The 15,579-nt window shown below is 68.7% G+C and carries 15 protein-coding genes; 9 read left to right on the top strand and 6 right to left on the bottom strand.

The annotated features are described in order from the left end of the window. Positions 1-83: 83 nt before the first annotated feature. Positions 84-1,145 carry a tyrosine-type recombinase/integrase gene (locus tag ACSC1Q_RS34980; RefSeq protein WP_436763000.1) on the bottom strand — a complete coding sequence of 354 codons (1,062 nt, stop codon included), beginning with the start codon at positions 1,143-1,145 and terminating at the stop codon, positions 84-86. A gap of 156 nt (positions 1,146-1,301) precedes the next feature. On the opposite strand from ACSC1Q_RS34980, the gene ACSC1Q_RS34975 reads away from it, so the two are divergent. Together ACSC1Q_RS34975 and ACSC1Q_RS34970 are read left to right on the top strand one after the other, a co-directional pair. Then, the gene (locus ACSC1Q_RS34975; RefSeq protein WP_436762999.1) at positions 1,302-2,471 is read left to right on the top strand and encodes a coiled-coil domain-containing protein; all 1,170 of its coding nucleotides are present in this window, start codon (positions 1,302-1,304) and stop codon (positions 2,469-2,471) included. An 835-nt stretch (positions 2,472-3,306) separates the two neighbouring features. Continuing rightward, positions 3,307-4,455 carry a tyrosine-type recombinase/integrase gene (locus ACSC1Q_RS34970; protein ID WP_436762998.1) on the top strand — a complete coding sequence of 383 codons (1,149 nt, stop codon included), beginning with the start codon at positions 3,307-3,309 and terminating at the stop codon, positions 4,453-4,455. A gap of 346 nt (positions 4,456-4,801) precedes the next feature. Here ACSC1Q_RS34970 and ACSC1Q_RS34965 read toward each other — a convergent pair whose 3' ends face one another. From ACSC1Q_RS34965 to ACSC1Q_RS34955, 3 genes are all read right to left on the bottom strand, one after another. Next, on the bottom strand, positions 4,802-7,987 hold the full coding sequence (locus tag ACSC1Q_RS34965) for an amidase family protein (RefSeq protein WP_436762997.1): 3,186 nt from the start codon (positions 7,985-7,987) through the stop codon (positions 4,802-4,804). 367 nt (positions 7,988-8,354) lie between these two features. Further along, on the bottom strand, positions 8,355-8,552 hold the full coding sequence (locus tag ACSC1Q_RS34960; RefSeq protein ID WP_436762996.1) for an SRPBCC family protein: 198 nt from the start codon (positions 8,550-8,552) through the stop codon (positions 8,355-8,357). Between the two features lie 224 nt (positions 8,553-8,776). Next, positions 8,777-9,421: an SRPBCC domain-containing protein gene (locus ACSC1Q_RS34955; protein WP_436762995.1), complete on the bottom strand. Its 645-nt coding sequence runs from the start codon at positions 9,419-9,421 to the stop codon at positions 8,777-8,779. 554 nt (positions 9,422-9,975) lie between these two features. On the opposite strand from ACSC1Q_RS34955, the gene ACSC1Q_RS34950 reads away from it, so the two are divergent. After that, the gene (locus tag ACSC1Q_RS34950) at positions 9,976-10,170 is read left to right on the top strand and encodes a dihydrofolate reductase family protein (protein ID WP_436762994.1); all 195 of its coding nucleotides are present in this window, start codon (positions 9,976-9,978) and stop codon (positions 10,168-10,170) included. Here ACSC1Q_RS34950 and ACSC1Q_RS34945 read toward each other — a convergent pair whose 3' ends face one another. Further along, on the bottom strand, positions 10,171-11,178 hold the full coding sequence (locus ACSC1Q_RS34945; RefSeq protein WP_436762993.1) for an RNA polymerase subunit sigma-70: 1,008 nt from the start codon (positions 11,176-11,178) through the stop codon (positions 10,171-10,173). 414 nt (positions 11,179-11,592) lie between these two features. On the opposite strand from ACSC1Q_RS34945, the gene ACSC1Q_RS34940 reads away from it, so the two are divergent. The 5 genes from ACSC1Q_RS34940 to ACSC1Q_RS34920 all read left to right on the top strand — a co-directional run bounded on the left by ACSC1Q_RS34940 (position 11,593) and on the right by ACSC1Q_RS34920 (position 14,960). Further along, positions 11,593-12,087, top strand: a complete 495-nt coding sequence (locus ACSC1Q_RS34940) for a hypothetical protein (RefSeq protein WP_436762992.1) — start codon at positions 11,593-11,595, stop codon at positions 12,085-12,087. Positions 12,088-12,379: 292 nt separating this feature from the next. Beyond that, positions 12,380-12,562 (top strand): hypothetical protein, encoded by a 183-nt coding sequence (locus ACSC1Q_RS34935; protein ID WP_436762991.1) that lies wholly within the window; start codon positions 12,380-12,382, stop codon positions 12,560-12,562. A 232-nt stretch (positions 12,563-12,794) separates the two neighbouring features. After that, positions 12,795-13,517, top strand: coding sequence for an AraC family transcriptional regulator (locus ACSC1Q_RS34930; RefSeq protein WP_436762990.1), 723 nt, complete (start codon positions 12,795-12,797; stop codon positions 13,515-13,517). 53 nt (positions 13,518-13,570) lie between these two features. Further along, positions 13,571-14,386, top strand: a complete 816-nt coding sequence (locus ACSC1Q_RS34925) for an alpha/beta fold hydrolase (RefSeq protein ID WP_436762989.1) — start codon at positions 13,571-13,573, stop codon at positions 14,384-14,386. A 1-nt stretch (position 14,387) separates the two neighbouring features. Then, complete coding sequence (locus tag ACSC1Q_RS34920; RefSeq protein WP_436762988.1) at positions 14,388-14,960, top strand: dihydrofolate reductase family protein; 573 nt, start codon at positions 14,388-14,390, stop codon at positions 14,958-14,960. A 2-nt stretch (positions 14,961-14,962) separates the two neighbouring features. Here ACSC1Q_RS34920 and ACSC1Q_RS34915 read toward each other — a convergent pair whose 3' ends face one another. Next, positions 14,963-15,316 carry a hypothetical protein gene (locus tag ACSC1Q_RS34915; protein ID WP_436762987.1) on the bottom strand — a complete coding sequence of 118 codons (354 nt, stop codon included), beginning with the start codon at positions 15,314-15,316 and terminating at the stop codon, positions 14,963-14,965. On the opposite strand from ACSC1Q_RS34915, the gene ACSC1Q_RS34910 reads away from it, so the two are divergent. Beyond that, on the top strand, positions 15,315-15,566 hold the full coding sequence (locus ACSC1Q_RS34910) for a hypothetical protein (protein ID WP_436762986.1): 252 nt from the start codon (positions 15,315-15,317) through the stop codon (positions 15,564-15,566). The genes ACSC1Q_RS34915 and ACSC1Q_RS34910 overlap by 2 nt on opposite strands. The last annotated feature ends 13 nt before the right edge of the window (positions 15,567-15,579 follow it).

Genomic DNA, 15,579 nt, shown 5'->3' with positions numbered 1-15,579 from the left:
GGCCAACAGCTTCGATCTGCCGAGAAGCGCGGTCCGCGCTTCATCAGCGCCGGTACGGAAGAGCGATTGAGCTTGCCCTCTTCTTAGAGGCCGACGTTGCGCATGGCGTTGTCGCGCCAGCGGTCGACGGCGCGGATGTAGCGCAGCACGACCGGGGAGGCCGGGGCCCAGCGGCCGTGCTTGGCGATGACGGAGACGGGAACCCCTGCGGCGTAGGCGACGGTGGCCCCACCCGCGCGCAGGCTGTGCGCGGTGAAGGTGTCCGCGCCGGGGACTGCGGCACGGACGGCGAGGTCGCGGACGATGACGTTCACGGCGTCGGCGCCGAGGCGAGGTCCGAGGTTGCCGTGGCGGTCAATGCGGCGCAACAACCGCCCGGAGGTCTCCCCAGCCTCGCCGAGCACGGCGACCCACTCCCTCCAAACAGTCACCGGATCGGTCAGGGGATGGCTGCCGCGTGGGATGGCGATGGTCTCGCCCCGGCTGTCCTTGTCGGTTTTGGAGGTGCGGATCCTGATCTCTAATCCATCGGGAGCTTCGCGGACGTCGTCGCAGGTCAAAGCGACGAGTTCGGAGCGGCGGCCCATCAGAGCCAGGCCCAGCACCAGCAAAAGTCGGTCGCGCAGGCCGATGCGGGTGCTCAGGTCGCAGGCGCTGACCATGGCGCGCAGCGCGTCGATGCCCACCGGCGGGGCTTCGCGCTGGCCGCGGGTGCCGGCCTCGGCGCGGGCGCGCTTGTAGGCACGCAGCGCCAGCCGGGCGGCGTCGGTGAGGGGCTGGTTGGTGTAGCCGGCCAGACGGTGCATGGAACGCACGCAGGCGATGGCCTGCTCGATAGTGGCTGGAGCCCGCTCGGCCGCGCACAACGTCTCCACGTACTCAGCCAGCGTGTGGTCGGTGGCGGGCAGCTCCACCCGGCCGTGTTCGGTGCACCAGGTGGAGAAATCGGCCCATTGGCGCTCATACGCGCGCCGGGTGTTGGCGGGCACGCCGTCGGCGATGCGGGCCCGGGCTTGGTCGCTGAGCGCGTAGTCCGCCGCGGTGTACCGCCTTTCACCGGTTGCGGCCGGGGCCACTGGGTTCCCGTCCTCCATGCGAACGATCTGCCCGGTGATCGGCTCCTCGCGGTGCCCGTTATGCGTCATTCGGCAGCCTCCGGAGGCGTCGTTTTGAGGGCCGTTCTGACCCGCGATAAGCAAGATTATCGCGGGTCAGGCTCAAACTCCACCACCCCTCAATATTTCGTTTTGTTGCGTACGAAAACCAATCGTTCGCGAACGGTACGCTGCTAGCCTTGCGGAATGATCGACAGCCCGCCCGACGCACCCGAGCCCTACGTGAACCCCGACATGAGCGACGACAACACCGGGCGAACGTGCGCCCGATCGGGATGCACCAACCGACTGGAGCCGCCAAGCCGCACCGGCCGCCGCAGCGGCCGCCCAGCCCTGTACTGCGGAGACGCCTGCCGCGCCGCCGCACACCGCGCCCGCACCGCCACCCACACCCCGGTCATCACCGAAGCACTACGGCGCACCGGCGCACTAAGCGGCGACCTGCTGGCCGCGGGCGAACACTGGAGCGCCCAGCTGACCGCCCTCACCGAAGCACTCAGCACCGCAACCACCGGCGCACTCACCCAGATCGACACCGCCGAACAAGCCGCCGAAGAGGCCCGCGCCGCCGCCGCGGCCGCCGAACAGCGCGCCACCGACGCCCACCACAAGGCCCAGACGGCGATCACCGCAGGAGAAAAAGCCGTCCAGCAGGCCACCGCGGCACAACAACGCGCCGAAGACTCCGAACGCGCGGCCTGGCGCGCGGCCGGCGAACACGAAGCCGAACGCGCCCACGCCCAGCAAACCGCCACCACCGCCACAGAACGCGCCACGACCTTGGAACGCGACGTCCGGCGCACCACCTCCGAACGCGACGCCCTGCAAGGGGCCCTGGATGCCGCACACCGACAGGCCGCCGCCGCGGCCGACGAGCACGACCGTCAGGTCGCCACCCTGAACAACGCACTGGCCGACCGCACCGCCGACCTCGACCAGGCTCGCGCCGACCTGAAAGCCGCCAGTGACCGAGCCGAGCGCGCCGAGACCGCCCAGCGCAAGGCACAACAGAACACCGACACAGCCCGCGCCGAGACCAGCCGGGTGCGCGAGGAACTCACCACGCACATCACCCAACTGAGAGAGGAACTCACCACCGAACGCGACGACCTGCAACGAACCCGGGCACAGCGCGACGAGGCACGGACCGCGACCGCAGTGGCCGACGCCCGCCTACAGGCGCTACAGCAGGCGCTAGAACAGGCCGAACACCGCGCCCGCACCGCCGAGCAGCGCGAAGAGGCCGCCCAGCAGACGATCGACCGCTTCCTCGCCCTCCAGCCGATCCTGCGAGACGCACCCACTGAAAGCTCAAGCGCCACCGCGCGCCGCAAGAACGCTCCTGAACATCCTTGAGACACCCACACCGCCGGTCGCAGTCGTCACCGATGCCGGAAAACGTCTCTCTCAACACCGTTTTCTGCCCCGTTCAGGGCCACCACCAGCTCTGCGACAGCGAGTTCCGCTGACAACAGAGTCGAGCGCTGGCGCGGCAGCGCCGTGCGCAATGTCAATCTCGGATTCGCCCCCAGACACGAAGGAGAGCCACCCAAAATGCGCTACTGACATCTAAATGACAACAGTACTGGCAGCTCATGGCAAAACCTAAGGTCAGAGCACCAATAAGAGATATCAGCACATGGCAAAATGACACGACTCGTCAGCAGGATGTATTCGAAAAGCGGCACCGGAGCACGCTGAAGGCTCCTCAATAGGCCGTATGGGACGCTGCTCACGAAAGAAAAAGCGCGGTGTGCATACACCGGCAGGCTCACGTCAAAATGACGGGCTTACGAGAGAAGAGGGCGCCCTAGCTGGGAAAACTACTTGCGGCTCGGCATCCTTGCCGACCAATCCAGGTGAATCTTAGCGATCTTACTGACACGAAGTGGCAAACCCACTGACATCAACTGGCATTACGCCAGGACAACTTCATGACAGTTTGCACGGCCGGTGGGATTGGGCCGGGCGAAGGAGTCGCCGCAGTGCCGGCAGGTGAGCCGCTCGGCTTCGGTGACGCCTGGAGGGGGGGACGGCGCCGCAGGGGCGGAGTCCGGTGACGAGGTCATGACGATCACCGTACCACTTCCCCCTTTTCCGGAAACGAAAAACGTTAATCATTTCCGGAAATCGGTTCGCGCCATCTAAACGATCTTACATGCCAATGTCTCTTATCATGTAAGATCACTCCGTGACCCTCACCACGATCGACAACGCCTCTCCCGGGGCGGTAGCGGCCGTTCGCGCACCCGGCATCGTGCTGCGCGGCACGCCGCCGGCCCGCGACGAGTACGAGCTGGCCGACCGGATGCGCGTCACCGGGCTGGAGCCCCGCGCGCTGCCCGCCACCGCGGCCTGGCTGTCCAGCGAGAAGCGCAGCTCCCCGCGCACCCGACGCGGCTACTCCCAAGACCTGTCATGGTGGCTGGCCTACCTGGAGGTCCGTGGCCTGGACGAGATGGACGTCGCGCCACTGGAGGCCGACCTGTACGGCGCCGCGCTGCGCGAGGCGGCCCTGGCTCCGGCGACCCGCGAGCGGCGCATCTCCGCGGCCTCCTCCTGGTACCGCTACCTGATGCGCGCGGGCGTCGCCACCGGTAACCCCTTCACCGACATGGAACGCGCCCACCCTCCCGCACGCTCCAAGACCCGCGGCCTGGCCAAAGCCGACCTGGACCGGATGCTCGCCTGGGCCCGCACCCAGGCCAACGCGATCGCCGCCGCCCACGAGCTGGGCCGGGCCGCCCCCTCCCGGGTCCGCGACAGCGCGCGAGCCTACGCGATGCTCTGCCTGTTCGTGGTCACCGCCTGCCGGGTCGGCGGCATCGTCGACGCCCAGCTCTCCTCCCTCGGCTACGACGCCGGCCACCGGGTCATCGACCTACCGGTCAAGGGGCGGCAAGGCACGACGCTCCGCGCGGCGATCCCGCCGTATGCCGGCGCCGCCCTGGAGCGCTACCTCGAACTGCGCGGCCCCGAGCAGGGCCCGCTGTTTCGCACCGACACCGGCCGCCCGCTGGACCAGCCCGCCATCTTCCGCAAGCTCCGCGAGATCGCCCGCAAAGCGAAGGTGCCGACCTGGGACCAGCTCTCCCCGCACTCCCTGCGCCACTCCATCGCCACCTACCTGCTCGGCCAGGGCATGGCCCTGCACATCGTGCAGGACCTGCTCGGCCACGCCGACCCGCGCACCACCCGCCGCTACGACCTGGCCCGCGGTGCCCTGGAGCGCTCCCCCGCTTACCAGCTGGGCCAGGCCTTCGCCCAGGGCGAAGCCCACGCGGAACAGATGATCACAGATGACCACGAAAGAGCGCGCGCTGCCGACGGCGGAAGATAGCCGTTCACCTGCGTGACCAACACGTCACACCGCGCATCGCGAAGACTTCTGTGAGCGTCCCTGAGACGCTCACCCGCTTCCGTCGCGGCGACCGTCGATATCGGAGAACGCCCCTCCCGACACCGCACCTCCCCCGGCTCACGGGGCAGGAATCCTGCCCGCGCGACGGCCTCGCCGGCTTGCCGCTGGATGTCAACCGCGCTACCGGCTCCCACCAGGTCGAACCCCTCCACGCGGAGCGCCGACCCCGGACCAGGCCAGGCGGTGGACGGGCAGCTCAGGTCGTACACCCGCGACGAGAAAAGGGCCCGCGGGGAGACCGCGGGCCCTTCTCCTCAACCAGTGGTCAGCCCTTGTAACGAGGGGCCAGGCGGTCGCCCGGCAGGCAGAACTCGCCCGTGAAGAAGGTGCTCTCCGGGACGCAGCGCCACATGCTGGGGTTGGTGTAGCTGGGGGCGAGGCGGTCGTCGATCGCCTGCTCCAGCGCGTAGCCGCCGGCCAGCAGCTTCGCCTCCGAGAAGGCGCCGCCGATCAGCGTCACACCGATGGGGTTGCGGCCCGACGAGCTCTGCTGCGCGCCATACCCGGCGGGGATGGTGAGCGCGGGGTAGCCGGCGCGGTCGGCGTAGCCGATCACGTTGCTGCCGCTCGGGACCAGGATCAGGTCGTACCCGCTCAGGACGCTGTCCAGGACGGCCTTGCTGGCGGCCTTGCCGGCCTCCAGGTCGGCCGTGTACTTGGCGTTCGTCGCGGGGTCGGACAGGTCGATCGCCTGGGCGGCCAGCAGTTGACCCTGCTGGTACTTCAGGCCCTCGACCGGGTTGGCGTCGTTGTAGTCGATGATGCTCTGCAGCGTCGTGCCGGGCTTGGCCGCGCCGAGGTAGGCGTTCAGGTCACGCTTGAACTCGGTGGCGACGACGCTGTCGGTCGCGGCCGGTGTGGCGATCGGGACCTGGGTGACGGTCGCGCCGAGGCCCTGGAGCTTGGCGATCGCCTCCTGGTAGGGGGCGCTCGTGCTGGACACCACGGCGATCTTCTTGCCCGTGAGGGCGTCGGCCTTGAGGTCCTTCGTGTAGTCGACCGGGCTCGCCGGGTCGGCGATCACGGTGAGGATCGTCGCGGCGTCGCCGACGCTGCGGGTGATCGGGCCGGGGGCGTCCTGCGACTTGGCCACAGGGAGCACACCGGTCGTGCTGACCAGTCCGACGGTCGGCTTGAGGCCCACCACACCGGCCGCGTCGGCCGGGGCGAGGAGCTGCGCCGAGTCGGGTGAGGTCTCCATGCCGATCGTGATCGCGGCCAGACCCGAGGCGGTGGCCGCCGCGGCGCCGGCCGACGAACCCGCCGGGGTCTTGTCGGTGTCGTTCGGGAGCAGGACCTGGCCGCCGAGCGAGGAGTAGCCCTTCGGCAGGTTGGCGTCGAAGACGCCGTTCAGCTCGGTGACGTTGGTCTTGCCGAGCACGATCGCACCGGCGGCCTTCAGCTTCGCCACGAGGGCGGAGTCATTGGCCGGCTTGAGACCCTGGAGGGCGATCGAGCCGCCCGTGGTCGACAGCGACTTGGCGTCGATGGTGTCGTTGACCAGCACCGGCAGGCCCCAGAGGGCGGGACGCGGCGGGCGCGTGTCGTTCGGGCCGGCGGGCTCGCCGGTGCGGTACTTCCACCGCTCCTGGTCGAGCTTGCGGGCTTCCTTGATCGCGTCGGCGTTGATCTCGCGGACGGCCTGGGTGGCCGGGCCCTCGGCGTTGGTCAGCGCGATGCGGTCGAGGTAGGCGCGGGTGAGCTCCTCGGCCGAGACCTCGTCCTTGTTCAGCTTCCGGATCAGGCTCTGCGCCGTCTCGGTCTCCAGCGAGAAACCGAGCGGCCGGGAGTCGTAGCCGGTCACCTTGAGGACGGCGTCGTAGTCGGGGTTGCAGGCGCCGCGCCCGGCGAACGGCGGAGCCGGGGTCGTCTTCGCGCAGCGGTACATGCTCGGGTTCACGAGGCTGGCCGGCCGGCGCAGCTTGGTGGCCTGCTCGATGACGTAGGCGACGCCGAGCAGGTCGAACTCGCTGTAGGCGTTGCCGTGGACCTGCACGTTCTGGGCGCGCCGCTGGGTCGCGGTGTAGCCCATCGGGATCGTGATTGACGGGTAACCGGCCTGCGGGGCACTCGGCGCGCCGCCCAGGATGGCGATCACCGGGTCGGCCGGCTGCGCCGGGTCCGAGTTGGTGTACGTCACCATGTCGTCGATGGCCTTGTGCCAGGCGGCCTTACGGATCGCGAGGTTCGTCCGGTACGCCTGCTCGTTGGCCCCACCCGGGGTCACGTCCGCCTGCGACGAGTTCAGGTGGTTGACGTTGCCGAACTTGAGCGCCTGATGAGCTTCGGCCTGGTTGACCTGCACCTCTTCGACCAGCGAGTTGATCGGCGCCTGCGGGCCGAGCCGCTCGTAGTAGGAGTCGATGCTCTTGTGCTGCTCGTAGCCGCTGGGCAGCGCGGGCAGCGAGGGGATCGTCGCCTGCGGGCGGGGCACCAGGACGGCGCCGGCGGCGGTCAGGGCGTCGTACGCGATCTTGAGCGGGCTGCCCTCGGTGAGGGTGCCGTTGTACCCGATCTTCTTGCCGCGCACGAAGCCGAGATCGATGGCCTTGGTGTAGTCGGGCAGCGTCGCGGGGAGCGGCGGGATGATGCCCTTGGCGATGTAGTCGTCACCGAACACGGCCTTGTACCCGGCGTCGGCCACCGGGTCGGGCCCGGCGATCGAGGCCAGTGTGAGCGCGGCGTCGGAGACCGTGCGGACCATCGGGCCGGCGATGTCCTGCGAGGCCGAGATGGGCGCGATGCCGTAACCGGGCACGAGGCCCACGGTCGGCCGCAGACCCACGAGCGACTGCGCGTTGGACGGCGAGATGATGGAACCGGAGGTCTCGGTCCCGATGCCCAGCGTCGACAGCGCCGCGGCCATGGCCGCGCCGGTTCCCGACGACGACCCGGAGGGGTTCTGGTCGGCGTCGATGCCGTTGACGACCTGGCCGCCGTAGTTGCCGAACCCGGAGGGCTGCGAGCCGAAGCTGTTGGCGTACTCCGACAGCCCCACCTTGCCGAGGATCACGACGCCGCGTTCCTTCAGCTTCTTGGTGATGCCGGCGTCGGAGGCCGGGAAGGACTGGCGCAGCGACCAGTTGTTCGCCGTCGTGGGCATGCCCTCGACGTCGATCAAGTCCTTGAGCAGGATCGGCAGCCCCATGGCCGGGCCGAGCGACTTGCCCTTCTTACGCAGGCGGTCGTACGCCTCGGCCTCCTTCAACGCGTTGGGGTTGAGGTCCGTGACGGCGTTCAGGCCTGGCCCGCGCTTGTTCAGCGCGGTGATCCGGTCGATGTACGCCTTGGTCAGGTCGACCGAGGTCAGCTTGCCGGCGGCCATGAGGGAGACGGCCTCGGCGCCGGTCAACGTCTCAAGGTCGAGTTCGACCTTGGCGTTGGCCTGCTGGGGTTGTACGGCGACGAGGGTGAGGGAGAGGGAGATGAGGGAGATGAGGACTTTGCGCACCACGTGCTCCTTGAGGAACCCGGTATTGCGCGTGACGCTATAGATCATCCGTTACGGTGATATGTCATACATGTTCCCTAGGGGAAACCTCCCGTACTGACCGGTTTATTAGGGCGTCCGATTACCTGGAACCTTCCATCCCCTGGATGACCATCCGCGAGGGCGAGATCGTCCGCGCCGACGGCATCATCCCCGGCATCCTCGGCCAAGACAGGCGGCGATCCAGGCGCGCCCCTGGCGGGAGAGGGGCTGGATACGGCCGGGTTGATCGCCCGCAGCCGCGACGCCCGACGCCGGCCGTGCCACCTGAACGCGGCCGCCCTGGAGGAGCTGACCGGCTGGATCGACACCCACCGGTTACGGCAGATCAGCCCGTCGCTTCGCGGACGTCCTTCCCCCGCTCGGCGAACGTCTTGAAGTCCCGCATATGCTGTCGCGACTGCTTTCGGAAGGCGCCGGGCACCAGAAATCCCACCGGCTTCATCAGAAAGCCGCTGAACCGGTATTCGCTCTCGCTCTCCCAGAGCGTCGTTTCCGGGCCGGCTTCGGTCAGCCGGTCGCGCACGGCGCTCCACATGCCCTCGCCGGCGATCTCGCGGTCGAAGTGAACGACGCTCGTTTTCGGGATCTCGCGCAGGTCTGCCGGTTCCCGGCGTGTGATGGTCTCGGTGCACTCGATCTTCCGCCTCTTCCTTCTAGGTGTGGGGACGGCCCTCCGCCTGGCGATTCGCCATTCTCACCGTGGGTGCGAGCGCCGAGGGCGCCGGTCAGCCCGCCGCGGCAGGAACGTCAGGCCGGGTCGGGTGCGTAGAACTTGGTGGTGGCCTCGACCGCGGCCGCGACGTGCTCCGGTTCGCCACCGGCGGCCAGATGCGCCTGGCCCCAGGCTGCGGCGCTGCGCCGGCTGAACTCGCGTCCTTCGGGCGACTTCTCGAACTCCTCGTGGCCGGCGATCTCACCATCGGCCAGGAGCCGGGCCAGGGTGAGCAGAGCCAGGTCCCAGCCGACGCCGCCGGCGCCTGGGCCGTAGGTGGGGAAGGAGGGCTCCCCGATGAACGCCGCGTGGACCAGCTCAAGCTCCGTGTCGCCGGCGGGGCCCGGGACCAGGCGCACTTCCACCTCGCTCGTGCCGGGCCAGGCGTCGGCGTCCGGCCCGTAGAGCCAGGACACCTTGAGCAGACGCGGCGGCTCGCACCGGAGGACGTCGCCGTGCTCACCACCGTCCAACTCGAACTTCCCGCCAAGCCGAAGGTCCCCGGTGACCGGCTTCAACCAGCGGCGCAGCCGCTCGGGTCCGGTGATGGCGTCCCAGACGTCGTCGATCTCCGCGTCGTATCGACGCCGCAGCTCCACGGTGTACGCCTCGCCGGCGGGCACCGTGCTGTTGCCCATCGCCCGGTGTGCGGCGGCCAGCTCGTCCAGTACGTCTTTCATGTCACGCCTCTGTCGGTGGTGGATCGGTTCTGCCCGTATCGGTGCCGGACCCGGCCTACCGGGTGGGTTCCCCACCGGTCCGGGGCAAGGCGTGCGCCTTGCCCCGGACCGGCTCGGTCCCCAGGGCGTCGAGGCGTTGATCCCAGTTGATCCCACCGGATGACGTCCGTGATCGCCCCGGAGGTCTGCTCACCGTCGGCGAGCAGCTCCAGAACGCGCCGGCGCACGGAGTCGCCAAGGATGTCGAACGCGTGCACGATGGAGATCGTACCGGCCTGCACTTATATAAGTAAGGACTGATATTTTGGTGCCGCGCCGGCGGCACCGCACAGGTCGACCCGCAGAACGCCCGATGACTTCCCATGAGTTCCCGGAGCAGAGGGGACTCGTTCCTGGGCCCTCTCCTCGACTCCACTGACCTCTCGAGTCCAGCCGAACACGTCGTGCCGAGCCCGGAACGCGAGGACTACCTGCGGACGCAGATCGCGCACCGATTAGGTTTCCGCGCCGCGCCCGTCTGTACGTGTGAGATCGACCCACGAGAGGCTGACACGATGCGGAAACTGATCTTCGGCATGAGCCTGAGCCTGGACGGCTACATCGCCGCGCCCGGCGACGACCTTGGCTGGAGCGTACCGAGCGACGAGCTGTTCCAGTGGTGGTCCGGCCGGGTGGGGGCGACCGGCCTGGCGCTGTCGTCGATCGTGACGATGTTCTTCGGGTTCTTCGGGCGACGGGGACTCCTCTGATCACAGTGTCGGGGGCAGGCCCAGCCAGGGTTTGTCGGCGGCGTCGAATCCGGTGAGCTCGGCGATCTTCCCGTCGACGATGTGCAGGACCGCGATGGTGAACAGCCGGTACTCCGGGTCGTCGGGGGTGCGGAGGTACAGCACGGCGGCAGGCATGCGGTTGACCGTCGTGGTGGTACAGCGCCAGTCGTCGTGGCCGCGCTGGAAGAGCCCACCGGAGACCCAGCCGTCCACCGCGTCCTTGGCCGTGATGACCGAGGTTCCCGGCTCGGGCAGCATCGCGAAGCGCAGGTCGTCGCGCAGCAGGGACATCAGCCCGTCGAGGTCGTTGCGCTCATGGGCCTCGATGTACGACTTCACCACACCGCGCTCGTCATTCGACAGCTCGTGGATGGCGGGGCTCCGCCAGTCCAGGCGGCGGCCGGGCAGCCGCTCGCGCATCGTCACACGGGCCCGCTGCAGTGCGCTGGTCACCGATGCGACGGTCAGTTCGAGGGCGTCGGCGGCTTTCGACGCCGGCCAGCCGAGGACGTCGCGCAGGATGAACGCCGCCCGCTGCCGCGGCGGCAGGTGCTGGACGGCGACGATGAACGCCAGCTCGATCGTCTCCCGCACCACCACCGATTCCTGCGGGTCCTCGGGGAGCATCCGGTCGGGGTAGGGCTGCAGGTACAGCACCTCGGAGCCGGGGTCCGGCAGCTCGCACGGTACGGGTGTGCGGTCGTTGCGCTTCTCCAGGAAGTCGAGGCAGGCGTTCGTCGCGATTCGGTACAGCCAGGTCCGCAGGGTCGCGTGGCCCTTGAACGACTCCCGCTTGTTCCACGCTCGCAGGAACGTCTCCTGCGTCATGTCCTGGGCGTCCTCGTAGTTCGCGAGCATCCGGTAGCAGTGCACCTGCAGCTCACGCCGGTGGCGCTCGGTCAGGAGCACGAACCGCGCGGTGTCCTCCGCGCGGACCGCCGCGATGAACGCGGCCTCGTCGGCGCCCAGCAGTCTGGCGTTGGTCATGGTCGTCAATCCTTCCACCGGTGCGAGAGGGGTGACAGAACTGACGACGTGGCGGAGGATTTCTGATCGGTGAGGCCCCTGACACCGGGCCGTTCGCCAGGCCGGATGGGTCGGGGCCGATCCAGGAGACGTGCTCCGGGCCGGGCACCCCCTCGATGTCCTCGTAACCCAGCGCCGCCGGTCAGAACGCCGCCATCTTCCGGCTGTCGTGCACGTCGAGCGTCCACTGCGTGAACTGGCTCGTCACGGTGTCTCGGGGGTTGAGCAGCAACCGAACCGTCAGTGGCATTAGCGAGTCCCCGCGGCGCGCGTTACCGCCACTGACGGTTCGGATGCGGGTCGCCGCTGACTGGGCGTGATCAGGGCAGTTCCAGTTGGCCCCACTTGTTGATCACCGCGTGAATTCGTGATGGCTTGAAATGGCTTCACCTGGAGGGCGGCGCCGGGGAAGGGGCGGGCAAGGCCCTCGCCCCGGATCACAAGCTCAAGCACCGACGCAACGGCCGCTGGCCGCGTGGTCGGCGGCTAAAAATCAGGGGAATTGTGAAGGCGCGCCTGAACGGCATCCAGGCGTTCGGAGGCCTGGCGTTGGGCATGAGCCAGCAACGCGGTCACTTCCTGGCGGACCCGTTCGATCTCGGCGATCGCCTCGGTGAGTTCCTACTCGGCGGTGTCGATGCGCCGCTGAGCCTCGGTGCGCGCGGTCTCCAGGCGCTGGGCGGCCTCTGCTCGTACCTGCTCCAGCGCGGCCAGCGCGTTCGCGCGTTCCCGTTCGTTTTCCTCCCGCCACCCCGTGGAGTCGGGCCGCCTGTCGCGTCGATGATCTGCCCCCGGCTCAAGTCCGGACTTTTGTCCGACATGTGGCAAGACAAACCATATGCCCGGCGAGCTGCGCCCACCAAGCAGTGACCAGGGGCCCGGCCTCAGACGAGGTCGGGCTTTGACGGCATGCCGGGCCTTAGTACGGGCAAGCACCCGGATTCCCATACCTTGTTGCCAGGAGTCGGGGTCTGGGACTGGTGAGGTCGCGTATTCAACTTTCGTCCCTTGGGTAGCGGTCGCGGTGACCGTGTGTGGTCGCCTGGGGCGTAGCGGCTGTAGGTGGTTCCGGTCTCGGCGGCGACTTGACCGCGGTGACGGGTGGAAGCCGAGGGCGTCGGCGACGATGGGTGTGGGGCTGTCTTGAAGGTGCTGGCGGAGTGTGGCGCCCCGGGCCGCGGTGGTCGGGACGCCCATCTGGGTGAGGGCCGGCGTCATCACCGGCGACCTCACCGTGGCCATCACCATGATCGTCCTCGGCTCGATCGCAGTGGTCGCGGTGATCGTGGATGCGACGCTCAGCGGGTTGCTGATCGCAACTGCGCTGCTCGCTCTTGCCGTATGAGACGATAAGCACCGTCGCGCCAATCGCGTCGTCGACAGGGCCTTGTCTGAGTTCTGCGCCATCCTCGACGTCCTCATCAAGATGCTGGTCGCCGTTGTCATGCCCACCGCGTGACGCAGGATCGACCTTGAACAGGACGGGCACGGTGCTCACTGTCGACGGTGGCAAAGGCGCACGCTTCGCGTAGATGGTCTTGACCACATGCGCACGGCGATCAGTCAGGGGGTGGACCATGCCGATCGAGAGTGACCATCGCGGGTCGGACTCGCCCTACGTGGCACGGGTCTGGCGCGGCCGCACCTCCGGGGTGGGCCGGATGACCTCGATCGCCACGTCGACCTGGGAACTGGTCTTCTGGGAGCAGCAAGGCGTCATGCACGCCGCCGTGCGCGGACCGGAGACGACAGCATCGAGTGCCGAGACGATGAGCGACTCGGAGTCATTCGGGATCATCTTCGCGCATGGCACCTCGATGCCCCATCTCCCGATCGGCGCGCTCGTCGACAGTGGCTGTGGCAGTCCGCACGTGACCGAACGTACGTTCCTCCTGCGCGACGAGGAGTGGCAGATCCCCGACTTCGACGACGCGGAGCTGCTCGTGGAGAAGCTCGTGCGCGCCGGCGTTCTGGTCCGCGACCCGCTCGTGGACGAGGTGGTGTGGGGCGGCGCCGCACGGGTCGGATCGCGGACAGTGCAGCGCCGCGTGGCCGCGGCCACCGGACTCACCCAGGGCGCGATCCGCCAGATCGAACGGGCGCGGGAGGCTGCGGTGCTGCTCGGGGCGGGGGTCCCCGCCCTGGATCTCGTGCACCGGCTCGGCTACTACGACCAGCCGCACCTGGCCCGCTCCCTGCAACGGTTCATCGGCCGAACTGCCACGCAACTGCGGCAGCCAGACTCCACTGCCGATTCATTGTCGCTTCTGTACAAGCCGGAGAATCCGGCCGGCTCATAGCGTCGTGTGCAAGCGGTGACCGTCACCGCGCACACAACGAAAAGGCCACTCCAATGCCAGAAGGCATCGTCACCTCTGCCGACGGCACCACCATCGCCTACACGGCGTGGGGCGCCGGCGACCCGATCGTCATCATCGACGGCGCGACCGCCTATCGCGCTACGAACCCAGTGAACCAGGAGACGGCGAAACTGCTCGCCGATGAATTCCTGGTCATCAACTACGACCGGCGCGGTCGCGGCGAGAGCACCGACACCCCGCCCTACGTCGTCGAGCGCGAGTTCGAAGACCTTGAGGCGATCATCGAGCAGGCCGGCCAGGGGCGCCCGGCGACTGTGTTCGGCTGGTCCTCCGGCGCCAATCTCGCGCTCAACGCCGCCCAAGACGGTGTGCCGATCGCGCGTCTTGCGCTGTTCGAGCCGAACGCGGCCGTCGACGACGCCCGCCCCCCGCTGCCCGACGACTACGTCGAGCGCCTCGACGCGGCCATCGCCGACGGCAGACCGGGAGATGCGGTCGCCCTGTTCATGACCGCCGCAGTCATGATGCCCGAAGAGGCAGTCGCCGAGATGCGCGAGCAGGACTTCTGGGCAGGACTCGAGGCCATCGCCCCCACGATCGCCTACGACGCCCGTCAGGTCGGCGACACCCTCTCCGGCAAGCCGCTGCGCCCCGAGCTGTGGAATCACCTCGACATTCCGGTCCTGATCATGCACGGGATCGACACCTGGCCGGCCCTGGCCGCAGGCTCCCGCGCCATCGCCGCGCACCTGCCCACCTCTACCCTCGCGCCGGTATCCGGTGAGCAGCACTCGACCACCGCCGACGTGCTGGCCGCCGCGCTGCGCGCATTCATCAAGGAGGACTGACATGGGGAAGATCGTGCTCACCGAGTTCATCTCCATCGACGGCGTTGTGGAAGCACCCGGCGGAGAGGACTTCAAGTACCAGAACTGGAGCTTCGAGTTCGACCGCGGACCCGACGGCGAACGGTACAAAGAGACCGAATCGCTCCAGGCCGCGGCGCTCCTGCTAGGACGCAAGACCTACGAGGGCTTCGCCGCAGCCTGGCCCCAATACGAGGGCGAGCTTGCCGACAAGTACAACACCATGCCCAAATACGTCGTCTCCCACACCCTCACCAACCCCGAGTGGGCAGGCACGACCGTGCTGAGCGGCGACTTGGCACAGGACGTGACCCGGCTCAAGCAAGAGGTCGACGGTGAGATCTCCGTGGCCGGAAGCATCCAACTCGCCCAGAGCCTCCTCACCCTCGACCTCATCGATGAGATCCACCTCATGGTCTCACCGCTCGTCCTCGGCCACGGCCGCCAGCTCTGGGCACAGACGCCGGACAAGACCACGTGGACGCTCAGCGAAGCGACGGTGTACGGCGACAGCACCCTGCTCACCATTTACCAACGCCGGACCGGGCCGATCTGAGGCTACGCCTGTCGGCTCTGCCCGGCCTCGGCGTGCATGCGCTGCCAGTCGTCGGGGTCGGCGACCGCACGCGCCGCGATGCGCCACCAGCCGGTGAGGAAGTCGTCCAGGGCGGCCAGGTCCACCACGTCCGCGTGGGTGATCGCCGCGAGCTCGTCGAGCGGGCCGGGGCGGGCGAGCCGGTGCTGCTGCGCCGCCGCGGCCCTGCTGCCCGTCGCGGCGATCGAGGTCTGGAACGCCCACCTGGCCGCCCAGGAAGCCGAGCAGCGGCGCCACGCCGAGGAGACCCTGCTCGGCGAGCGCCGACCGGCCGGATCGCGCGGCGCGGTGTGCCCGGGGTGCCGCAGCTCGTTCATGCACGTGGTCTTCACCGGCCCGGTCGTCATCGCGCTCGTCAACACCGCCGACCCGTCCACGGACGTGCAGGCGGCCGTGGCCGACACCGACCCGGCGATGGCGCAAGAGGTGGCGTTCGTGCGCTGCGCCTCGTGCTGGGAGCCGATGGGAGACCGGCCCCGTGAGCACGGCGCCCCGGCCTACCGCGCGGCCGCCATCCGAACCGCGCTGTCCGATCTCCTGCCCGACCGAAGCGCCCCGGCCGGCTGACCCCGGCCACAGG

The organism is Streptosporangium heterodermiicola (assembly GCF_051390675.1).
GTDB lineage: Bacteria > Actinomycetota > Actinomycetes > Streptosporangiales > Streptosporangiaceae > Streptosporangium.
This window is presented reverse-complemented; position numbering and strand designations above follow the sequence as displayed.

Bases quoted from the DNA above. Each gene is read 5' to 3' on its own strand.
- ACSC1Q_RS34980 (WP_436763000.1), bottom strand. From the start codon at position 1,145: ATGACGCATAACGGGCACCGCGAGGAGCCGATCACCGGGCAGATCGTT.
- ACSC1Q_RS34920 (WP_436762988.1), top strand. From the start codon at position 14,388: ATGGGGAAGATCGTGCTCACCGAGTTCATCTCCATCGACGGCGTTGTG.
- ACSC1Q_RS34925 (WP_436762989.1), top strand. From the start codon at position 13,571: ATGCCAGAAGGCATCGTCACCTCTGCCGACGGCACCACCATCGCCTAC.
- ACSC1Q_RS34910 (WP_436762986.1), top strand. From the start codon at position 15,315: ATGCACGTGGTCTTCACCGGCCCGGTCGTCATCGCGCTCGTCAACACC.
- ACSC1Q_RS34930 (WP_436762990.1), top strand. From the start codon at position 12,795: ATGCCGATCGAGAGTGACCATCGCGGGTCGGACTCGCCCTACGTGGCA.
- ACSC1Q_RS34915 (WP_436762987.1), bottom strand. From the start codon at position 15,316: ATGAACGAGCTGCGGCACCCCGGGCACACCGCGCCGCGCGATCCGGCC.
- ACSC1Q_RS34975 (WP_436762999.1), top strand. From the start codon at position 1,302: ATGATCGACAGCCCGCCCGACGCACCCGAGCCCTACGTGAACCCCGAC.
- ACSC1Q_RS34950 (WP_436762994.1), top strand. From the start codon at position 9,976: ATGCGGAAACTGATCTTCGGCATGAGCCTGAGCCTGGACGGCTACATC.
- ACSC1Q_RS34955 (WP_436762995.1), bottom strand. From the start codon at position 9,421: ATGAAAGACGTACTGGACGAGCTGGCCGCCGCACACCGGGCGATGGGC.
- ACSC1Q_RS34945 (WP_436762993.1), bottom strand. From the start codon at position 11,178: ATGACCAACGCCAGACTGCTGGGCGCCGACGAGGCCGCGTTCATCGCG.